16 protein-coding genes are annotated in these 14480 nt (G+C 63.5%); 2 read left to right on the top strand and 14 right to left on the bottom strand.

Annotated elements, in window-relative coordinates; translation table 11 throughout:
* Window positions 1-6 precede the first annotated feature (6 nt).
* The 6 genes from PZL22_RS10090 to PZL22_RS10065 are packed head-to-tail and all read right to left on the bottom strand — an operon-like array spanning window position 7 to window position 5374.
* The gene (locus PZL22_RS10090) at window positions 7-513 is read right to left on the bottom strand and encodes a tripartite tricarboxylate transporter TctB family protein (RefSeq protein ID WP_010969455.1); all 507 of its coding nucleotides are present in this window, start codon (window positions 511-513) and stop codon (window positions 7-9) included.
* Window positions 510-1499, bottom strand: a complete 990-nt coding sequence (locus PZL22_RS10085; RefSeq protein WP_003531414.1) for a tripartite tricarboxylate transporter substrate binding protein — start codon at window positions 1497-1499, stop codon at window positions 510-512. Before PZL22_RS10085 ends, PZL22_RS10090 begins: the two co-directional genes overlap by 4 nt.
* Before the next feature lie 25 nt (window positions 1500-1524).
* Window positions 1525-3042, bottom strand: coding sequence for a tripartite tricarboxylate transporter permease (locus PZL22_RS10080; RefSeq protein ID WP_003531415.1), 1518 nt, complete (start codon window positions 3040-3042; stop codon window positions 1525-1527).
* Window position 3043: 1 nt separating this feature from the next.
* Window positions 3044-3928 (bottom strand): NAD(P)-dependent oxidoreductase, encoded by an 885-nt coding sequence (locus PZL22_RS10075; protein WP_003531416.1) that lies wholly within the window; start codon window positions 3926-3928, stop codon window positions 3044-3046.
* Window positions 3929-3968: 40 nt separating this feature from the next.
* Window positions 3969-4643 carry a 4-carboxy-4-hydroxy-2-oxoadipate aldolase/oxaloacetate decarboxylase gene (locus tag PZL22_RS10070; protein WP_003531418.1) on the bottom strand — a complete coding sequence of 225 codons (675 nt, stop codon included), beginning with the start codon at window positions 4641-4643 and terminating at the stop codon, window positions 3969-3971.
* Window positions 4640-5374 (bottom strand): PIG-L deacetylase family protein, encoded by a 735-nt coding sequence (locus tag PZL22_RS10065; RefSeq protein ID WP_027990662.1) that lies wholly within the window; start codon window positions 5372-5374, stop codon window positions 4640-4642. Before PZL22_RS10065 ends, PZL22_RS10070 begins: the two co-directional genes overlap by 4 nt.
* Window positions 5375-5486: 112 nt before the next feature.
* On the opposite strand from PZL22_RS10065, the gene PZL22_RS10060 reads away from it, so the two are divergent.
* Window positions 5487-6725: a LysR substrate-binding domain-containing protein gene (locus tag PZL22_RS10060; RefSeq protein ID WP_003531422.1), complete on the top strand. Its 1239-nt coding sequence runs from the start codon at window positions 5487-5489 to the stop codon at window positions 6723-6725.
* A 26-nt stretch (window positions 6726-6751) separates the two neighbouring features.
* Here the strand turns inward: PZL22_RS10060 and PZL22_RS10055 are convergent, their stop codons facing one another.
* Window positions 6752-7306 carry an RBBP9/YdeN family alpha/beta hydrolase gene (locus PZL22_RS10055; protein ID WP_003531424.1) on the bottom strand — a complete coding sequence of 185 codons (555 nt, stop codon included), beginning with the start codon at window positions 7304-7306 and terminating at the stop codon, window positions 6752-6754.
* A gap of 161 nt (window positions 7307-7467) precedes the next feature.
* On the opposite strand from PZL22_RS10055, the gene PZL22_RS10050 reads away from it, so the two are divergent.
* Window positions 7468-8277, top strand: a complete 810-nt coding sequence (locus PZL22_RS10050) for a DUF2189 domain-containing protein (protein ID WP_003531425.1) — start codon at window positions 7468-7470, stop codon at window positions 8275-8277.
* A gap of 73 nt (window positions 8278-8350) precedes the next feature.
* Here PZL22_RS10050 and PZL22_RS10045 read toward each other — a convergent pair whose 3' ends face one another.
* The 7 genes from PZL22_RS10045 to PZL22_RS10015 form a co-directional block, all read right to left on the bottom strand.
* Window positions 8351-8656 (bottom strand): PilZ domain-containing protein, encoded by a 306-nt coding sequence (locus tag PZL22_RS10045; protein WP_003531426.1) that lies wholly within the window; start codon window positions 8654-8656, stop codon window positions 8351-8353.
* A gap of 254 nt (window positions 8657-8910) precedes the next feature.
* A complete protein-coding gene (gene purB / locus PZL22_RS10040; protein WP_003531428.1) occupies window positions 8911-10218 on the bottom strand; it encodes an adenylosuccinate lyase in 1308 nt (435 codons plus the stop codon).
* A 63-nt stretch (window positions 10219-10281) separates the two neighbouring features.
* The gene (locus PZL22_RS10035; protein WP_003531430.1) at window positions 10282-10839 is read right to left on the bottom strand and encodes a hypothetical protein; all 558 of its coding nucleotides are present in this window, start codon (window positions 10837-10839) and stop codon (window positions 10282-10284) included.
* The gene (locus tag PZL22_RS10030; protein ID WP_003531432.1) at window positions 10839-11576 is read right to left on the bottom strand and encodes a DUF2259 domain-containing protein; all 738 of its coding nucleotides are present in this window, start codon (window positions 11574-11576) and stop codon (window positions 10839-10841) included. Before PZL22_RS10030 ends, PZL22_RS10035 begins: the two co-directional genes overlap by 1 nt.
* Window positions 11573-12253 carry a ribulose-phosphate 3-epimerase gene (gene rpe / locus PZL22_RS10025; protein ID WP_080573457.1) on the bottom strand — a complete coding sequence of 227 codons (681 nt, stop codon included), beginning with the start codon at window positions 12251-12253 and terminating at the stop codon, window positions 11573-11575. Before rpe ends, PZL22_RS10030 begins: the two co-directional genes overlap by 4 nt.
* A gap of 62 nt (window positions 12254-12315) precedes the next feature.
* Window positions 12316-13323 (bottom strand): P1 family peptidase, encoded by a 1008-nt coding sequence (locus PZL22_RS10020; protein ID WP_003531436.1) that lies wholly within the window; start codon window positions 13321-13323, stop codon window positions 12316-12318.
* Window positions 13320-14408, bottom strand: coding sequence for a branched-chain amino acid ABC transporter substrate-binding protein (locus PZL22_RS10015; RefSeq protein ID WP_003531438.1), 1089 nt, complete (start codon window positions 14406-14408; stop codon window positions 13320-13322). The genes PZL22_RS10020 and PZL22_RS10015 overlap by 4 nt, the downstream gene beginning before the upstream one ends.
* Window positions 14409-14480: the final 72 nt, after the last annotated feature.

Raw genomic sequence — 14480 nt, 5'->3', positions numbered from 1 at the left:
GTCGTTTCAAGGAAGAGGAAGCGCGAGCAGCTTGCCGAAGACCAGATAGGCGATCGCCCAGAAGCCGGCCCCGGTTGCGACGGCTCGGACGAGCGGTTTCTCGCCGGGAAAGAGCAGCGTCGCCACGCCCGCGCCGATTCCGAGGCAAAGGGCCAGCCCGATCCAGTTCGCGCCGAGACACACCGCGACGAATAGAGCCATCAGGCCGCTGACGCGTGCAATGTCGACCCTGCCGTGCGTTCCGCCGAGATCGACGCCCCTCAGGACCTGAACGAGATAGACAGCCGACACGGCCGTACCGAAGACAGCAACCTGAATGGGCAGCGAACCCGGCCCGACATCGCCTCGTGAATGTCCAGCCGGCAGTCCGAGGCTCAACAGCAGGAAGCCCACGTTCCAGCCGATGCATACAAGGGCCGCGACGAGGTTTTGCCAATAATGCCCGTGCGGTGCCTCCCCGCCGTGCCCGGCGGAGAGGACATGTATCGACGTACCCGATGCGTGATCGCTCATTCGACGTATCCGTTGGCCTTGAGGAATTCGAGCTGGTTGGCGAGGTCGCTCTGCGCCCGTTTGGTGAACTCCTCTTCCTTCCAGTCGGGGCTATCCTGGAACTGCTCGGTCTGGAACTTCTTCCAGTCCTCGGATGCGGTCACTTTGTCCACTGCAGCCTGGATGGCGCCGACGGCGTCGTCGGGTGTTCCCGCTTTTACAGCGACACCGCGCCAGATCGCCCCCTCGATGTCGTAGCCCTGCTCCTTGAACGTCGGTACGTCGGGCAGGAACGCGCTACGCTCGTCGGTCGAAACGCCAAGCAGCTTGATCTCGCCGCTTTTGACCTGCGCAAGGCCGGTCGATGGCGTCATCATGGCAGCATCGAGGTGCTTGCCGAGGAGGCCGAGCGTCACCTTGCCTGACGCGTCATGCGGGATCCAGCCGCTCTCGAAACCGCCCTTCTTCATGAGCTGGTACAGCATGTATTGATGAAAGCCGCCGGGCGCATGGCCGCCGACCTTCAGCCCGTTCGGAATGCCCTTCATGTATTTGGTGAAATCGTCGACGGACTTGAATTGGCTGTCGGAAAGCACCGCAAGCGAAGACGGCTCCGACTGCATGGCCCGAAGCAGGCGGAAATCCTCGAGTTCGAAGGGAATGAGCCCCTGGGCGATGCCGAAGGTCAGCGTTCCGGTTAGGACGAGGATGTTGTAGCCGTCGGCCGGCTGCGTCATGATCTGCGAGACGCCGACGGCGCCGCTGCCGCCCGGCCTGTTGTCCACCTTCACCGTCCACCCTGCCTCCTTTTCCAGGAGCTCGGCGAGCTTGCGGCCGTAAGTGTCGAGCGCTCCTCCGGCACCCGCCCAAACCACCAGCGTCACCGGCTTTTCCGGAAATTCCGCGGCGATGGAGTTCGCCGGTACGGCAAGTCCCAACAGGGCGAGGGCCAGTCCCACAGCCGCGCCTGCCATGCGCGCGCCGAACGTTCTTTTTGTAATGCTCATTTCTTCTCCTCCAGTTGGATGCTTTTCAACGGACGGTGCAGTCCGCTGTTTCTTCGGACCGCGCACTGGCGCGGCGCGCCTGGATCCGTCTCCAAAGCGGCGTCAGTAGGCTGACGAGGCTCAGGATGAGGAAGATCAGGCTGATCGGATCGGTGACGAAGATCGTGTAGTCGCCTTGCGAGGACACGAGCGCGGTACGATAGTTCGACTCCACCAGGTAGCCGAGTACCATAGCCAGAATGACGGGGGCGACTGGGAAGCGGAGCTTCTTCATGAGATAGCCGACGACGCCGAAGCCGAGCATCAGATAAACGTCGAACATCAGGTTGCGGATGGCGAAGGCGCCGAGAACGGCAAAGGCCATGATGCCGACGGCGATCACCGCATCGGGCAGCCGCATCACCCGGGCCATGAGCGGCAGGAAAAGTGAGCCGGCGGCATACTGCACCAGCGACGCGATGATCGTGCCGAAAAGAATCGCATAGACCAGCGATGGCGCCTCGTTGAAGAGCTGCGGACCGGGATGCAGACCGTGCATGATAAGTGCGCCGACCATGATCGCAGTCGTCGGGGAACCGGGGACACCGAGTGCAAGGAGCGGCACGAGTGCGCCGCCGACCGTGGCATTGTTGGCGGCTTCAGGTGCCGCGATGCCGTTCGCGGAGCCATTGCCGAACTCTTCGGGATGACGGTCCCGGGCTCGGGCATAATCACGGGCGACCCAACAGGCGATGTTGCCGCCGACGCCTGGAAGAATTCCGAGCAGCGTGCCGATGACCGAACCGGAGAGCATGGAGCGCCAGGTTTCCTTCCACAGCGCCGCCGACATGAAGACGTGGCCGACCTTGTCCTTGATGGACGGCGCCGATACCACGCGGCTCTCGACCATCGCGAGCGCTTCCGATACGGCGAAGAGGCCGATGAGCGCCGCCAGAAAGGGTACGCCTTCATAGAGCTGGAAAAGTCCGAAGGTGAAGCGCGGCGTGCCGGCGATCGGATCTATGCCGACCGTCGCGAGCGCAAGACCGAAGGCGGCACAGGCAAGTCCCTTCACCAGCGAACCGCCGGACAGTGCCGCGACCGAGCTCAGCCCGAATACGCCGACGGCGAAATATCCGGCCGGGCCGAACTTCAACGCCAGCGAGGCGAGCGGCATGGCCAGCAGCAGCAGCGCGAGCCCGCCGAGAACCCCGCCGACGGTGGAGGCCGTCAGTGAGATCGAGATCGCCTCGTTCGCCTTGCCCTGTCGAGCCATGGAATAGCCGTCGATCGCGGTTGCCGCAGCGGCGGCCGTGCCCGGCGTCGACAGGAGGATCGCGCTGATCGAGCCGCCATATTCGGCGGAGGTATAGAGCGAGATCATCAGCAGCATGCTGAGTTCGGGGCCGAGATTGTAGGTGAACGGGATGAGGAGGCTCAATCCGATCGACGGACCAAGCCCGGGCAGGGCGCCGATGACGATCCCGAGCAGGGCCCCGGTGACGAGTACGGCAACTCCGGAAAGGCTGAAGATGACGCCGAGCGACTGTAAGATACCGTCCATCTCAACTGTCCTTCGCCAGGCGCCGTGCGAGCACCGGCACGAAACCGCGATAGCCGTCATTCACGGAGAGCCCCTGATCCTTCATCGCCGCATGGGCGGCAGCGATCGTCTCGCAGGCAGCCCGCGACATGGGGGCATTCAAGCCGAAGGATTCGATCGTTTCGGCCGCTTCGGTCATCTCTGTCACGCGACGGGCGCCGTGCTCGAAGGTTCGGGAAAGGTAATAGTCGGCGACGTTACGCCAGTCGAGACCGGGAAAGGTCTCTTGGACCGAATCGAGAATGCGCTCGGTAACGCCGGCCCGTTCCGCCGAGGACAGAGCTTCGATCAGCAGGGCCTCGACGCCTTTGATCATCACCGAACGGATCATCTTCAGCGACGAAGCTTGGCCCGGGGTCTCACCGACCGCTTCGAGGTTCATGCCGAGCGCGTTTAGGCGCTCCGCCACCTCGACGGCGCGCCTGCCCGCGACGAGGATCGGAACCTTCTCCGCATAGGGTGGCACACGCGCCATGACGGCGCCTTCCACGAAGCTGCCCTTCCCGGTCGCGATGGCGCCGGCTGCGAGTGCCTTGGTGTCGGGCCCGACGGAGTTGAGGTCGATGAAGACTGCCTCGTCGGAAAGATGCGGCGCTGCCGAGGCGGCGACGGCCTTCGTCGCGGCACCCACGACGAGCGACAGCACGACATCCGCGCAAGCAATGCCGGCCACGTCGTCGAGCGGTTCGACTCCGAGTTCCGACGCTCGTGCCCGCAGGGCGCCGGAAGCAGCCGGGTCGTTGAAGCGCAAATCGTAAGCGGCGAGCCGCGCGGCGTTCCGGCCGCCAAGCCCGCCGGCGATGGACTGCGCTGCCTCGCCGAAGCCGATGAATGCAATCGTGGTCATTCGTCCTCCCTGCAGAAATGGCTCCTGCGCCATCTCCCGCTCAATCGATATATTTCAGTCCTTTGGCGGCGAGTGCGCCGCGCATGTCGTAGATGTCCAGTCCCAGTTCGCCGGCGGCCAGCCGCTCACGCGTCTTGCGCTCCTTCTCAAGCCGCGCGCGCGAGGCCGCCACTGCTTGTTCAGCCTGCGCTTTCGGCACGACCATGACCCCGTCGTCGTCGGCGATGACGACATCGCCGGGTGCCACGGTGGCGCCTGCGCAGACGATCGGCACGTTGACCGAACCAAGCGTCGCCTTCACCGTTCCCTGTGCCGAGACGAACCGCGACCAGACGGGAAAGCCGATTTCCTCCAATTCGCTGACGTCCCGTACCCCGGCCTCGATGATCAGTCCGCGCACGCCACGCACCATGAGGGAGGTCGCAAGCAATTCGCCGAAATAGCCGGCGTCGCAAAGTGAGGTCGGTGCGACAACGAGAATGTCGCCTTCGCGGCATTGCTCGACCGCCACATGGATCATCCAGTTGTCGGCAGGCGGTATCGAGACCGTTACCGCCGTACCCGCCACGCGCGCCCCGCGCCAGACGGGCCGCATATAGGACTGCATCAGGCCGGTACGGCCCATCGCCTCGTGCACGGTCGCAACGCCGCACTCCGCCAGGGCGTCGGCAAGGCTTCTATCGGTGCGCTCAATATTCCGGTGAACCACGCTCATGCCAGCGCTCCATGGCCGAGGGTACCGGTGACATGCGGGAAGACGGCCTCGTAGGCCTCTCCATAGGTGATCTTGTAGTCGGAATTGCGCGAGGCCTGGACGCCTCGCTGGAGGGCGACACGGGTATAATATTCCCAGAGATGCTCTTGTCCCTCCATGCACTTGATCGCGGCCAGTTTCTTCTCCCAGACGTCGGTGATGTCGAGCAGGAAGTTTGGCTTCCAGTTGCATTGTTCCGGCTGGTGCGGCTCGAAGAGATAAACCGGCGGGGCGCCGAGTACGGGCGTGCCGGGCTTGTGCCCATGCGCCTGGGCTATGACACGCGCATGCTGGGCGAATTCGGTCGCCATCGGATGATCGAAGTTGTACGGGTCCTGCCGCGAGTGCGTCAGCATGAACTCCGGGCGTATTTCGCGGTAGAGCTCCACCAGCCGATCGAAAGCTTCCGGCGTCACCTGCATGGGATAATCGCCAAGATCGTAGAACAGGATATCGTGAACGCCGAGCGCCTTCGCGGCGTTCTCCGCCTCGCGCCGACGGTCCGCCTTCACGGTCTCCAGGGTCATTCCCGACTTCTTCCAGAGCTTCGCCGACTCGCCGCGCTCGCCGAAGGACAGGCAAACGACGGTGACTGCATAACCCTGTCTTGCGTGGGCCGCGATCGCGCCGCCAGCCCTCCAGACGAAGTCGGCCGAATGGGCGCTGACGACGAGTCCGGTCTTTTGATGCATATCCATGCTCCTTCATTCTTCGGAGTGGACACTGGCACCCAACAGGGTCCGGGTGCTAATACGAAAGCCGAGCAGAGCTATAGTTTTTTTCGAATCTGCCTCTGGAGCAGAGATGATCGCAATGGATATCAACCTCCGGCATCTGCGGGTCTTCATGCAGGTCTGCGAGACGGGCAGCCTCAACCGGGCGGCCGCCGAGCTGCACATTTCACAACCCTCCGTCTCGGTTGCGCTGGCGGGTATCGAGCGCCGCTTCGGCGCGAAACTCCTGTCACGCTATGCTGCCGGCAGTCAGCCGACGGCGGCCGGCGAGGTTCTCTTGATGCGGCTTCGCCGCATGGAGAACCAGATCGCCTCGGCGCTGGCCGAACTCTTCGGCGTGAGTTCGCAGCGAGACCCGACGCTGGTCGCCAAATGTCTCGCCCGGATCGGCTTTCGGCAGATCGAGGCGCTGATCGCCCTTTCCGGCAGCGGTTCGATTACCGAGGCCGCGCGCAGCGGCGGCGGCTCGCCGGCAGCGCTGCACCGGGCCTTGCACGACCTGCAGACCAATATCGGCAGGGCCATCCTTATGCGCAGTCCGGCCGGCGTGGCGCCGAATGCGCTAGGCCGCCGCCTTGCGATCCGCTGGCAGGTCGCTCTCACCGAACTGGAGCAGGCTCTGGATGAAATCCGTGAAAACGAGGGGCGCATGGAGGGGCGGATCAAGATTGCAAGTCTTCCGCTTGCGCGCACCCTGTTGCTTGCGCGCGCCGTCAACCCGCTTATGGCGGCTCACCCGAATGCTCGGGTGGAAGTCATGGATGGCTCTTACGAGGCTCTGTCGCAGCAGTTGCGCACCGGCGCGAGCGACATTCTGATCGGAGCGCTGCGTTCGGGCAGCGACCTCGAGGGACTGCGGGCGGAGCCCCTTTTCGAGGACCCCTATGCGGTCGTCGGACGATCCGGGCACCCGCTTCTCAACAGCGACGGCAAGGGCGCATCGCTTGACCAGCTCGCCGCCCAGCAATGGGTCGCCCAGCGGCCCGGCACACCTATCCGGGCCGCATTCGACGCGCTCTTTGCTGGTTGCCGGGATGCGCCAAGGGCGAGCATCGAGACGAGCTCGCTCGTTCTCACGCGTGCCATCATTCTGGAAAGCGACCGGCTGTCGATGCTCTCTCGCCGCCAGATCGCCATCGAGGAAAGAGAAAACCTTCTTGGCTGCGTTCCGGTCGCCGACGAGGTGCGCAGCCGGCTCCGGACGCGAACCATCGGTATCACCGTTCGGGAGAACTGGTTGCCGAGCAGGCTTCAGAAAACTTTTCTGGAATGCCTGCGCGTCGCGGCAGCGGGTCTCGGCCAGGCGTGAGTTCCGGTGTCCAACACGGACGTGCCTTACGCCCGCAGGCGGCTCAGGAACTGGGCGAAGACCATCGAGCCTTCCGGCCAGGGGCCGTGGCCGGACTCCGTGTTGATGTGGCCGGCGTCGCCGGCATCGACGAGCAGCGATCCCCAGGCGTTGGCGATGTCGCCGGCGTGCTCGTAGGAGCCGAAGGAATCGTTGCGGCTGGCCACCATGACCGACGGGAAGGGCAGGGGATCGCGCGGATAGGGGCCGAAGGTCATCAGGTGTTTCGGCCGGATCTTCGGATTGGCGACGTCCGGCGGAGCAACCAGGAATGCGCCGGCAATCTGCCGCGTGCAGTGAGGCAGTGCGTGGATCGCCGTGGCAACGCCGAGCGAATGCGCGACGATGACGACAGGCTTCTCAGCGGCGTTGACCTCCTCGATCATGCGCGCCACCCAATCCTCCCGCACCGGCTTCGACCATTCTGCCTGCTCGACGCGGCGCGCGGTCGACAGTTTGCGCTCCCATCGGGTCTGCCAATGGTTCGGGCCCGAGTTGGTGTAGCCGGGAACGATGAGGATGTGCGTTTCGGAAACCTTCATGATCGTCGCGATTTGAAGTCGAAAAAGGCCGAAGTCAAGGCGGAGGCGACAGAGGCCGCATTTTCTGTATAATCGCACTCACAGCCGCGGTTCGACAGCGGCCCATCTTTTACCGCTGTCGCGGGTCCGTGGCTGCTCTGGTTCGTTGAGGAGTGTGAGCCATGACAACCTTCCATGTTCTGTCGGGGGCAGATCCGACCGTCACGCATCCCGGCATACGAAAGATTGGCATTGCGGATGTGTTCGACGCGTTGCGTCTCGGGCTGGATGACTTCCGGGAAAAGCCGTCGCATTATGTTTTTCTGTGCCTCATATATCCAATCGCCGGCGTCGTGCTGATGACGTGGAGTGCGGGAGCGAACATGCTGCCGCTGCTCTATCCGCTCGCTTCCGGCTTTGCCCTCATCGGGCCTGTTGCTGCCATCGCCCTCTACGAGGTCAGCAGGCGTCGCGAACTCGGCATGGACGCGCGATGGCCGCATGCAATGCGGCTGCATCGCCATCCGGCAATCCCGTCGATCCTCGCGGTTGCCGCTGTCCTCTTCGTGATCTTCGTCGTCTGGCTGCTCGTCGCCCAGGGTCTTTATATAACCATGTTCGGTCCGACGCCTCCGGCTTCTATCTCGGAGTTCTGGACCAGTGTGACGACCACCGAGCAGGGGTGGAACCTGATCCTCGTCGGCAATCTCGTCGGATTCGTCTTTGCCGTCGTCGTGCTGTCGATCAGCGTCGTGACCTTCCCGCTGCTGCTCGATCGCGACGTCGGTGCGCTGACGGCGATGGAAACTTCCGTCAGAGCGACGCTCGCCAACCCGGTGCCGGTGGCCCTGTGGGGTTTGATCATCGCAGCCGGACTGGTGATCGGCTCCATCCCGATCTTCGTCGGTCTTGCCGTCATCATGCCGATCTTCGGCCACGCGACGTGGCATCTCTACCGCAAGCTGGTGGAACCTGTCGGGGCGGCGCGATAGCGTCTCTCGAGCGGGGCGTTGGACGGCAGCAGCCCTCAACGCCCCGTGCCTCGATCCGGTCCTTCACTCAAGGTCAGCGAAAGAACTTGTAATAGGACGAGATCTGGGCCGCCGTGTTCGAGGACAGGTTCAGCTTGATGCCGATCCTGTCGCCGCGAGCCCAGCGCACCATGCCGGAGAGAAAGCCGAGCTCCTCGCTCCGGATCGTCACCTCTTGGCCTGTCCGTGCGCCGATATCGAAGAGCAGCCTGAAGCAGATGCCTTCGTCGGAAAGATCCACCACAATCCCGTTGGTCGAACCCGTCTTGCAGGTGACGGTTCCGGTTATCTTGGTCTCTTCGCGCGAAGAGGCACGCTGAACACTGTCCTTGTAAACCATGGTTTCCTCGAAACCTGATTGAGACAGCTGCAATCTTCACATGGAGCACCTAAAGGAACGCTAAAGACTTCGCCCGCATTTGAGCGAAGGACGTCAAATGCGGGCCATGGAAGGACGCGCGCCAACCAGGGATCGGCGGTTTCTGTTCTACAGCGCCGCGCGTCTTATCAGACGCGCAAAGGTCGCTGTAGCACTTTGATCTGCTGCATGTTTTTGTCCTTTAATCGTATACGATTAAAGGAAACATGCAGTAGCTAGACGGAACCGAAAACCCGCCGGAAGATCGTGTCGACATGCTTGGTATGGTAGCCGAGGTCGAATTTCTCCCGAATGTCCTCTTCGGAAAGAGCCGCACGGACTTCCGTGTCGGCGAGCAGTTCTTCGAGGAAGTCCTTGCCCTGTTCCCAGACCTTCATGGCGTTGCGTTGTACGAGGCGGTAGGCGTCCTCGCGCGACACTCCGGCCTGGGTGAGGGCGAGAAGGACACGCTGCGAATGAACAAGCCCGCGGAACTTGTTCATATTCTTCAGCATGTTGTCCGGGTAGACGAGAAGCTTGTCGATGACGCCGGTCAGGCGGGCGAGCGCGAAATCGAGCGTAACCGTCGCATCCGGACCGATCATCCGCTCGACCGACGAGTGCGAGATATCGCGTTCGTGCCACAGCGCGACGTTTTCCATGGCCGGAACGACGAAGGCGCGGACCATTCGGGAGAGGCCGGTCAGGTTTTCCGTCAGGACCGGATTGCGCTTGTGCGGCATGGCGGAAGAGCCCTTCTGGCCCGGAGAGAAATATTCCTCCGCTTCCAGAACCTCGGTGCGCTGCAAATGCCGGATCTCGGTCGCAAGGCGCTCGATCGAGGAGGCGACGACGCCGAGTGTGGCGAAATACATCGCGTGGCGATCGCGCGGGATCACCTGGGTCGAGACGGGTTCAGGCTTGAGGCCGAGCGCCTTTGCCACGTGTTCCTCGACGCGCGGATCGATATTGGCGAAGGTGCCGACCGCTCCGGAAATGGCACAGGTCGCAATCTCCTCGCGGGCAGCGAGAAGGCGTTGCTTGCAGCGGTCGAACTCCGCATAGGCGAGCGCGAGCTTGACGCCGAAGGTCGTCGGCTCGGCGTGGATGCCGTGCGAACGACCGATGGTCACCGTGTCCTTGTGCTCGAAGGCACGCCGCTTCAGCGCTTCGAGCAGCTTATCGAGATCGGCAAGCAGGAGATCGGTGGCGCGGACGAGCTGAATGTTGAAGCAGGTGTCCAGCACGTCGGAAGAGGTCATGCCCTGATGGATGAAGCGGCTGTCGGGGCCGACGAATTCCGCAAGATGGGTGAGGAAGGCGATGACATCGTGCTTGGTGACGGCTTCGATCTCATCGATGCGGGCGACGTCGAAGGTTGCCGCGCCGCCCTTTTCCCATATGGTCTTTGCAGCTTCCTTGGGGATCACGCCGATTTCGGCCAAGGCGTCGCAGGCATGCGCCTCGATCTCGAACCAGATGCGGAACTTGGTTTCCGGCGACCAGATGGCCACCATTTCCGGCCGGGAGTAACGGGAGATCATGGGCTTCAAGCTTTCGTCGAGAGTGGAGGATGGCTGTGCCTCTATCAAAGATGGCGGTGAAGCTCAACGCCGTTGCCGCGCGTCCGATCGCGCGAGCAGCAGACTCGTTGCTACGAGCGCGACTGCACCGAGGGGTAGGTAAAGGCGAACGCCGAGGACCAGAAACTGGTAGAAGGCGGCAAGCGACGTGAACGCGAACTGGAACAGCCAGGTGCGTGTTCCGGTCATCGCATGCCACTGCGCATAGAAAGTGCGGTAGTCGAGCGCGAACAGGAATGCCGTCGTTCCGATCGTGCCTGCGGCGAGGCACAGGAAAAAGGCCGAAAAGCGTGTCTCGGCCGGTCGGTTCTGCGACAAGCAGCGGGCGGCAAACAGCGAAAGCGGCCATGCGACGATGCCGCCCCATGCGTAAAGCCCGAGAATGCTTTTCAGGTGGAACGTGGCGTCATTTTCGCGGAACCAAAGTGCAAGCCACGCCGAGAGAGCCATCGCGAAGCCCCAGCAGAGCGCGCCGAGGATCGCTTCCCGCAGGCTCGGAACCGAATGCGCGAGACGGTAGCGCTTCGGCCGGTCCGGGTCTGCGATGAGCACCTTTGCCCGGACCGCGGCCTTCCCCTCCATCAACCGGGAATCCGCACCGGTACCGCGATCCAGCGGCCGTCGGTGGTGCCCTCGAAGCCGAGCGACTCGACCAGGATCATCACTGCATGGACCTCGGAGCCGTCGGCCTTGACATGGGTCACGACGCCGCCGATGCGGTAGCCTGTCGGGCAACGGCGGCTCAAGGGAATGCGCTGATCGTCTTCGAGTATGTCCGATGCGGGCTTCCCGGCCTTTTCGGTCATCGTCAGACGGAAGCCTTTGACCTCTTTCAGAAAGCCCTCGCAGATCCCTTCCGGTTCGAAGACCTTCTCTTCGAGCTTCAGCGCATAGGTCTTGCGGAAGGATGCATCGGCGGGAAATGAGGAATAGGTCAGTGTGCGCGGCTCTGCATCGAGCTCGGTCACGGGATTATATGCAGCGAGCACTCCCGGCGTGTCGTGGAGACGATAGGCATCGATGAGCGGCGCAGAGCGCCTGTGGGCTTCACCGCGCGCCCTGTGCAGATCGGCTCCGTCCTCCTCCGCAACGGCGCGCACGGGAGCGCCGGGCAGGAAGGCGTCGGTATTCGTGTCGAGAACGTAGATCGTCGAATAGGGAAAGCCGGAGCCGTCCTGGATACCGTATTCCTCGAAGGCGAAGACATCGCCGTCCGACGAAAAGCCGATCGGTTGGAAGGCGGCGTAGTCGCCGGCCGCAGCACCCGATGCGGCAAGCATCGCCAGAATGATGCCCGCAGTCGCTGCGCGCGCCGTCATCCGCGTGCCTTTTGCGCCTGCGTGCGGAGCACTTCGATGGCGCTGCGATACGCATCGACGGAACCGCCCTTGAAGATGGCGGATCCGGCGACCAGCACATTGGCGCCCGCTTTCGCCGCGACGCCGGCCGTATCGGGCGCGATACCGCCATCCACCTCGATCTCGATCGGGCGGCTGCCGATCATTGCCTTGATCCGCCGGATCTTCTCCTCCGTCGCGCCGACGAACTTCTGGCCGCCGAAGCCGGGATTGACCGTCATCACGAGAATGAGATCGACGGTGTCGAGGACATATTCGATTGCGCTTTCCGGCGTCGCCGGATTGATCGAGACGCCGGCCTTTTTTCCGAGCGACTTCACCGTCTGCAGCGACCGGTGCAGATGCGGGCCTGCTTCGGCATGGACGGTTATGATGTCGCATCCGGCCTTAGCAAAGGCTTCGAGGAAGGGATCGGCCGGCGCGATCATCAGGTGGCAGTCGAAGGTCGCCCGGGTGTGCGGGCGCAGCGACTTGATCACGTCGGGTCCGAAGGTGATGTTCGGTACGAAATGTCCGTCCATGACATCGAGATGGATCCAGTCGGCGCCGGCCTCGGCGACGTCGCGAACCTCCTGGCCGAGTTTGGAGAAGTCGGCCGCCAGGATCGACGGGGCAATGCGAATGGGGTGGGTCATCATCGTGCTCCGGCTCTTTCCCGCGCCATAGCATTCTCGGGCCTCCCGAACAACCGGCGCGAAGATCAGGAGCGTGAGGACCAGGCAGGCATCAGATCGTCTCCGGCATCTCGTGCGTCGTATACGCCGCGCGCGATCGCACGGGCCATGGTGGCGGCTGCCGCGGCGCTGAGATCGATGAAATCCTGAAGCAGTGGCGCCTTTCCGCTCGTGCCCGTCGAAAGCGCAAAGACCAGATCGCCGTCAAGCGGCGTATGAGAGGGCCACAGGGCACGCGAAAAGCCGTCATGGGCCGCTATCGCCAGACGCTTAGCCTCCGCCTTGGTGAGCAGCGCATCGGTGGCGATGACCGCGATGGTCGTGTTCGTCGCCGACGCTTGCCGCTCCCGAAACTTGAAGCGAGGGGCAGCGGCGTCCTGCGGCCAGGGCGTGGGCTGGCCCAGCCCGCCGAACTCATCGTCCATCTCGAAGGGTGCTGCCCAGAAATGACGTGTGTCGCCGACGGTCGCCGAGCCGACGGCATTCACTGCCACGAGCGCGCCGACGGTGATCCCGTTGGACAGCACCGTCGACGCGGAGCCGAGACCGCCCTTGAAGGTCGCAGTAAGCGCGCCCGTGCCTGCGCCGGCGCTGCCGGTCCCGAAATCCGCCGATACCGCACGCGCCGCTTGGTAGCCGAGATCGCGATACGGAGCGTAGCGTCCCCAATCCTTGTCGCCGCCATTTGCCAGATCGAAGAGGATCGCCGCGGGCACGATCGGCACACGGTGCGGGCCGACGGCAAAACCGCGCCCCATCTCGCGCAGCGCGGCCTGGACGCCCGACGCGGCATCGAGGCCGAAGGCCGAGCCACCGGAGAGCACGATCGCGTCGACCGCCCGGACCGTGTTGTGGGGAGCGAGCAGGTCGGTCTCACGCGTGCCGGGAGCGCCGCCCAGAACCTGGACGGCGGCCGTCGCCGGCGGATCGCAGAGCACGGCCGTAACCCCGGATTTCAGCCTGATATCCTCGGCATTGCCGACCAGCAATCCGGGCACGTCCGTGATGAGATTTCTGGCCCCTTTCCGCATCATTCCGTACTGCCCGTAGCGGCTGCATCGACGAAACGCCCGTCCTGCCATCGCATCAGCCTGTAAGGGGTTTCGGCCAGCTCGTGCGCACTATTGAATCCGATCGGGCCGAGCACTGTCGGATAGGTTCCTTTCGTCAGGGCGTCGGCAAGCGAGCTGCCGTCTTTTGCCGCCTGGTCCTTTGCCTGCTCGAGGAGCGACACTGCGGCAAAGGCGGGGAGAACATATCCCTCGGGCTCGATCTTGGCGGCGCGCATGGCCTTTGCCACCGCCGCAGCCTCCGACGATCGTGCGGGATCGGGGATCGTCATGGCAAGGACGCCGTTCTCAAGCGGGACGTCGAGATCGGCAGCGTTCAGCGTGTCGCCGCCAAAAAGGGTTATCGGCACGTTTTCCGCTTTCGCGTCACGCGCGATGACCGCCGTATCGTTGCGGTCGCCTCCGGTGAAGACATGCGTTGCGCCGCTCTTCGCCAGCCGCCGCACGAGGCTCACCTGCTGCTCCTGCGAGGGGCGGTAGGTGTCGGTGAAAACCGGTGTTATGCCGATCTCGGCCAACCCGTTGCGCACGCTCTCGACAAGCTCGCGGCTGTGGATCGTCCCGTCGTCGATCAGAGCGAGCGGCCGGCCTTTCCAGTTCGCGACGATGGCATCGGTGATCGCCGCCGCTTCGGCCTTGCCGCTTGGGGCCAGGCGATAGAACGGCCACTCTTTCTTGAGTGCGTCCTCCATGAGGATGTCGGAACGGACGCTGACGGTGATCGCCGGAATGCCGGCTTCGGCGAGCGCCGGCAGTGCGGCTTCAAGGCTCTCGGTGCACAGAAAACCGATTGCCGCTTCCGCGCCGCTTGCAAGCAGGGCTTTCGTCAGCGCCTCGCCGCCGGCAGGATCGCAGTTTTCGTTGATCGGGATCACCTGGCTTCCGCGGTCACCGGCCTGGAATGCTGCCCCGGCAGAAATCTGCCTTCCGAGAGAGGCGAAAGACCCTTCCTCTGGAGCCACGACCGCGACCTTCACGCCGGCAGCGAAAGCAGGACCGGTCAGCGCAAGCGCAGCGACGAAGAGGCTGGTGACGAGTGATTTAGGCATGTTTTTTCCCGCTATCGACCGCCATGTTTTAAGGATGTGGCCGCGCCCGTCAAAGGAAAAGATCGAGGCATA

The organism is Ensifer meliloti (genome assembly GCF_030064585.1).
In the GTDB taxonomy this organism is placed as follows: Bacteria; Pseudomonadota; Alphaproteobacteria; order Rhizobiales; family Rhizobiaceae; genus Sinorhizobium; species Sinorhizobium meliloti.
The sequence above is the reverse complement of the archived record's forward strand: the minus strand, read 5'-3'. Positions and strand labels throughout refer to the sequence as shown.

Coding starts and splice junctions, on each gene's coding strand:
- PZL22_RS10070 (WP_003531418.1), bottom strand. CDS start 4,643: ATGAGCGTGGTTCACCGGAATATTGAGCGCACCGATAGAAGCCTTGCC.
- PZL22_RS10020 (WP_003531436.1), bottom strand. CDS start 13,323: ATGATGCGGAAAGGGGCCAGAAATCTCATCACGGACGTGCCCGGATTG.
- PZL22_RS10035 (WP_003531430.1), bottom strand. CDS start 10,839: ATGGAGGGGAAGGCCGCGGTCCGGGCAAAGGTGCTCATCGCAGACCCG.
- rpe (WP_080573457.1), bottom strand. CDS start 12,253: ATGATGACCCACCCCATTCGCATTGCCCCGTCGATCCTGGCGGCCGAC.
- PZL22_RS10080 (WP_003531415.1), bottom strand. CDS start 3,042: ATGGACGGTATCTTACAGTCGCTCGGCGTCATCTTCAGCCTTTCCGGA.
- PZL22_RS10045 (WP_003531426.1), bottom strand. CDS start 8,656: ATGGTTTACAAGGACAGTGTTCAGCGTGCCTCTTCGCGCGAAGAGACC.
- PZL22_RS10065 (WP_027990662.1), bottom strand. CDS start 5,374: ATGCATCAAAAGACCGGACTCGTCGTCAGCGCCCATTCGGCCGACTTC.
- PZL22_RS10075 (WP_003531416.1), bottom strand. CDS start 3,928: ATGACCACGATTGCATTCATCGGCTTCGGCGAGGCAGCGCAGTCCATC.
- PZL22_RS10085 (WP_003531414.1), bottom strand. CDS start 1,499: ATGAGCATTACAAAAAGAACGTTCGGCGCGCGCATGGCAGGCGCGGCT.
- PZL22_RS10090 (WP_010969455.1), bottom strand. CDS start 513: ATGAGCGATCACGCATCGGGTACGTCGATACATGTCCTCTCCGCCGGG.
- PZL22_RS10050 (WP_003531425.1), top strand. CDS start 7,468: ATGACAACCTTCCATGTTCTGTCGGGGGCAGATCCGACCGTCACGCAT.
- PZL22_RS10030 (WP_003531432.1), bottom strand. CDS start 11,576: ATGACGGCGCGCGCAGCGACTGCGGGCATCATTCTGGCGATGCTTGCC.
- PZL22_RS10055 (WP_003531424.1), bottom strand. CDS start 7,306: ATGAAGGTTTCCGAAACGCACATCCTCATCGTTCCCGGCTACACCAAC.
- purB (WP_003531428.1), bottom strand. CDS start 10,218: ATGATCTCCCGTTACTCCCGGCCGGAAATGGTGGCCATCTGGTCGCCG.
- PZL22_RS10015 (WP_003531438.1), bottom strand. CDS start 14,408: ATGCCTAAATCACTCGTCACCAGCCTCTTCGTCGCTGCGCTTGCGCTG.
- PZL22_RS10060 (WP_003531422.1), top strand. CDS start 5,487: ATGATCGCAATGGATATCAACCTCCGGCATCTGCGGGTCTTCATGCAG.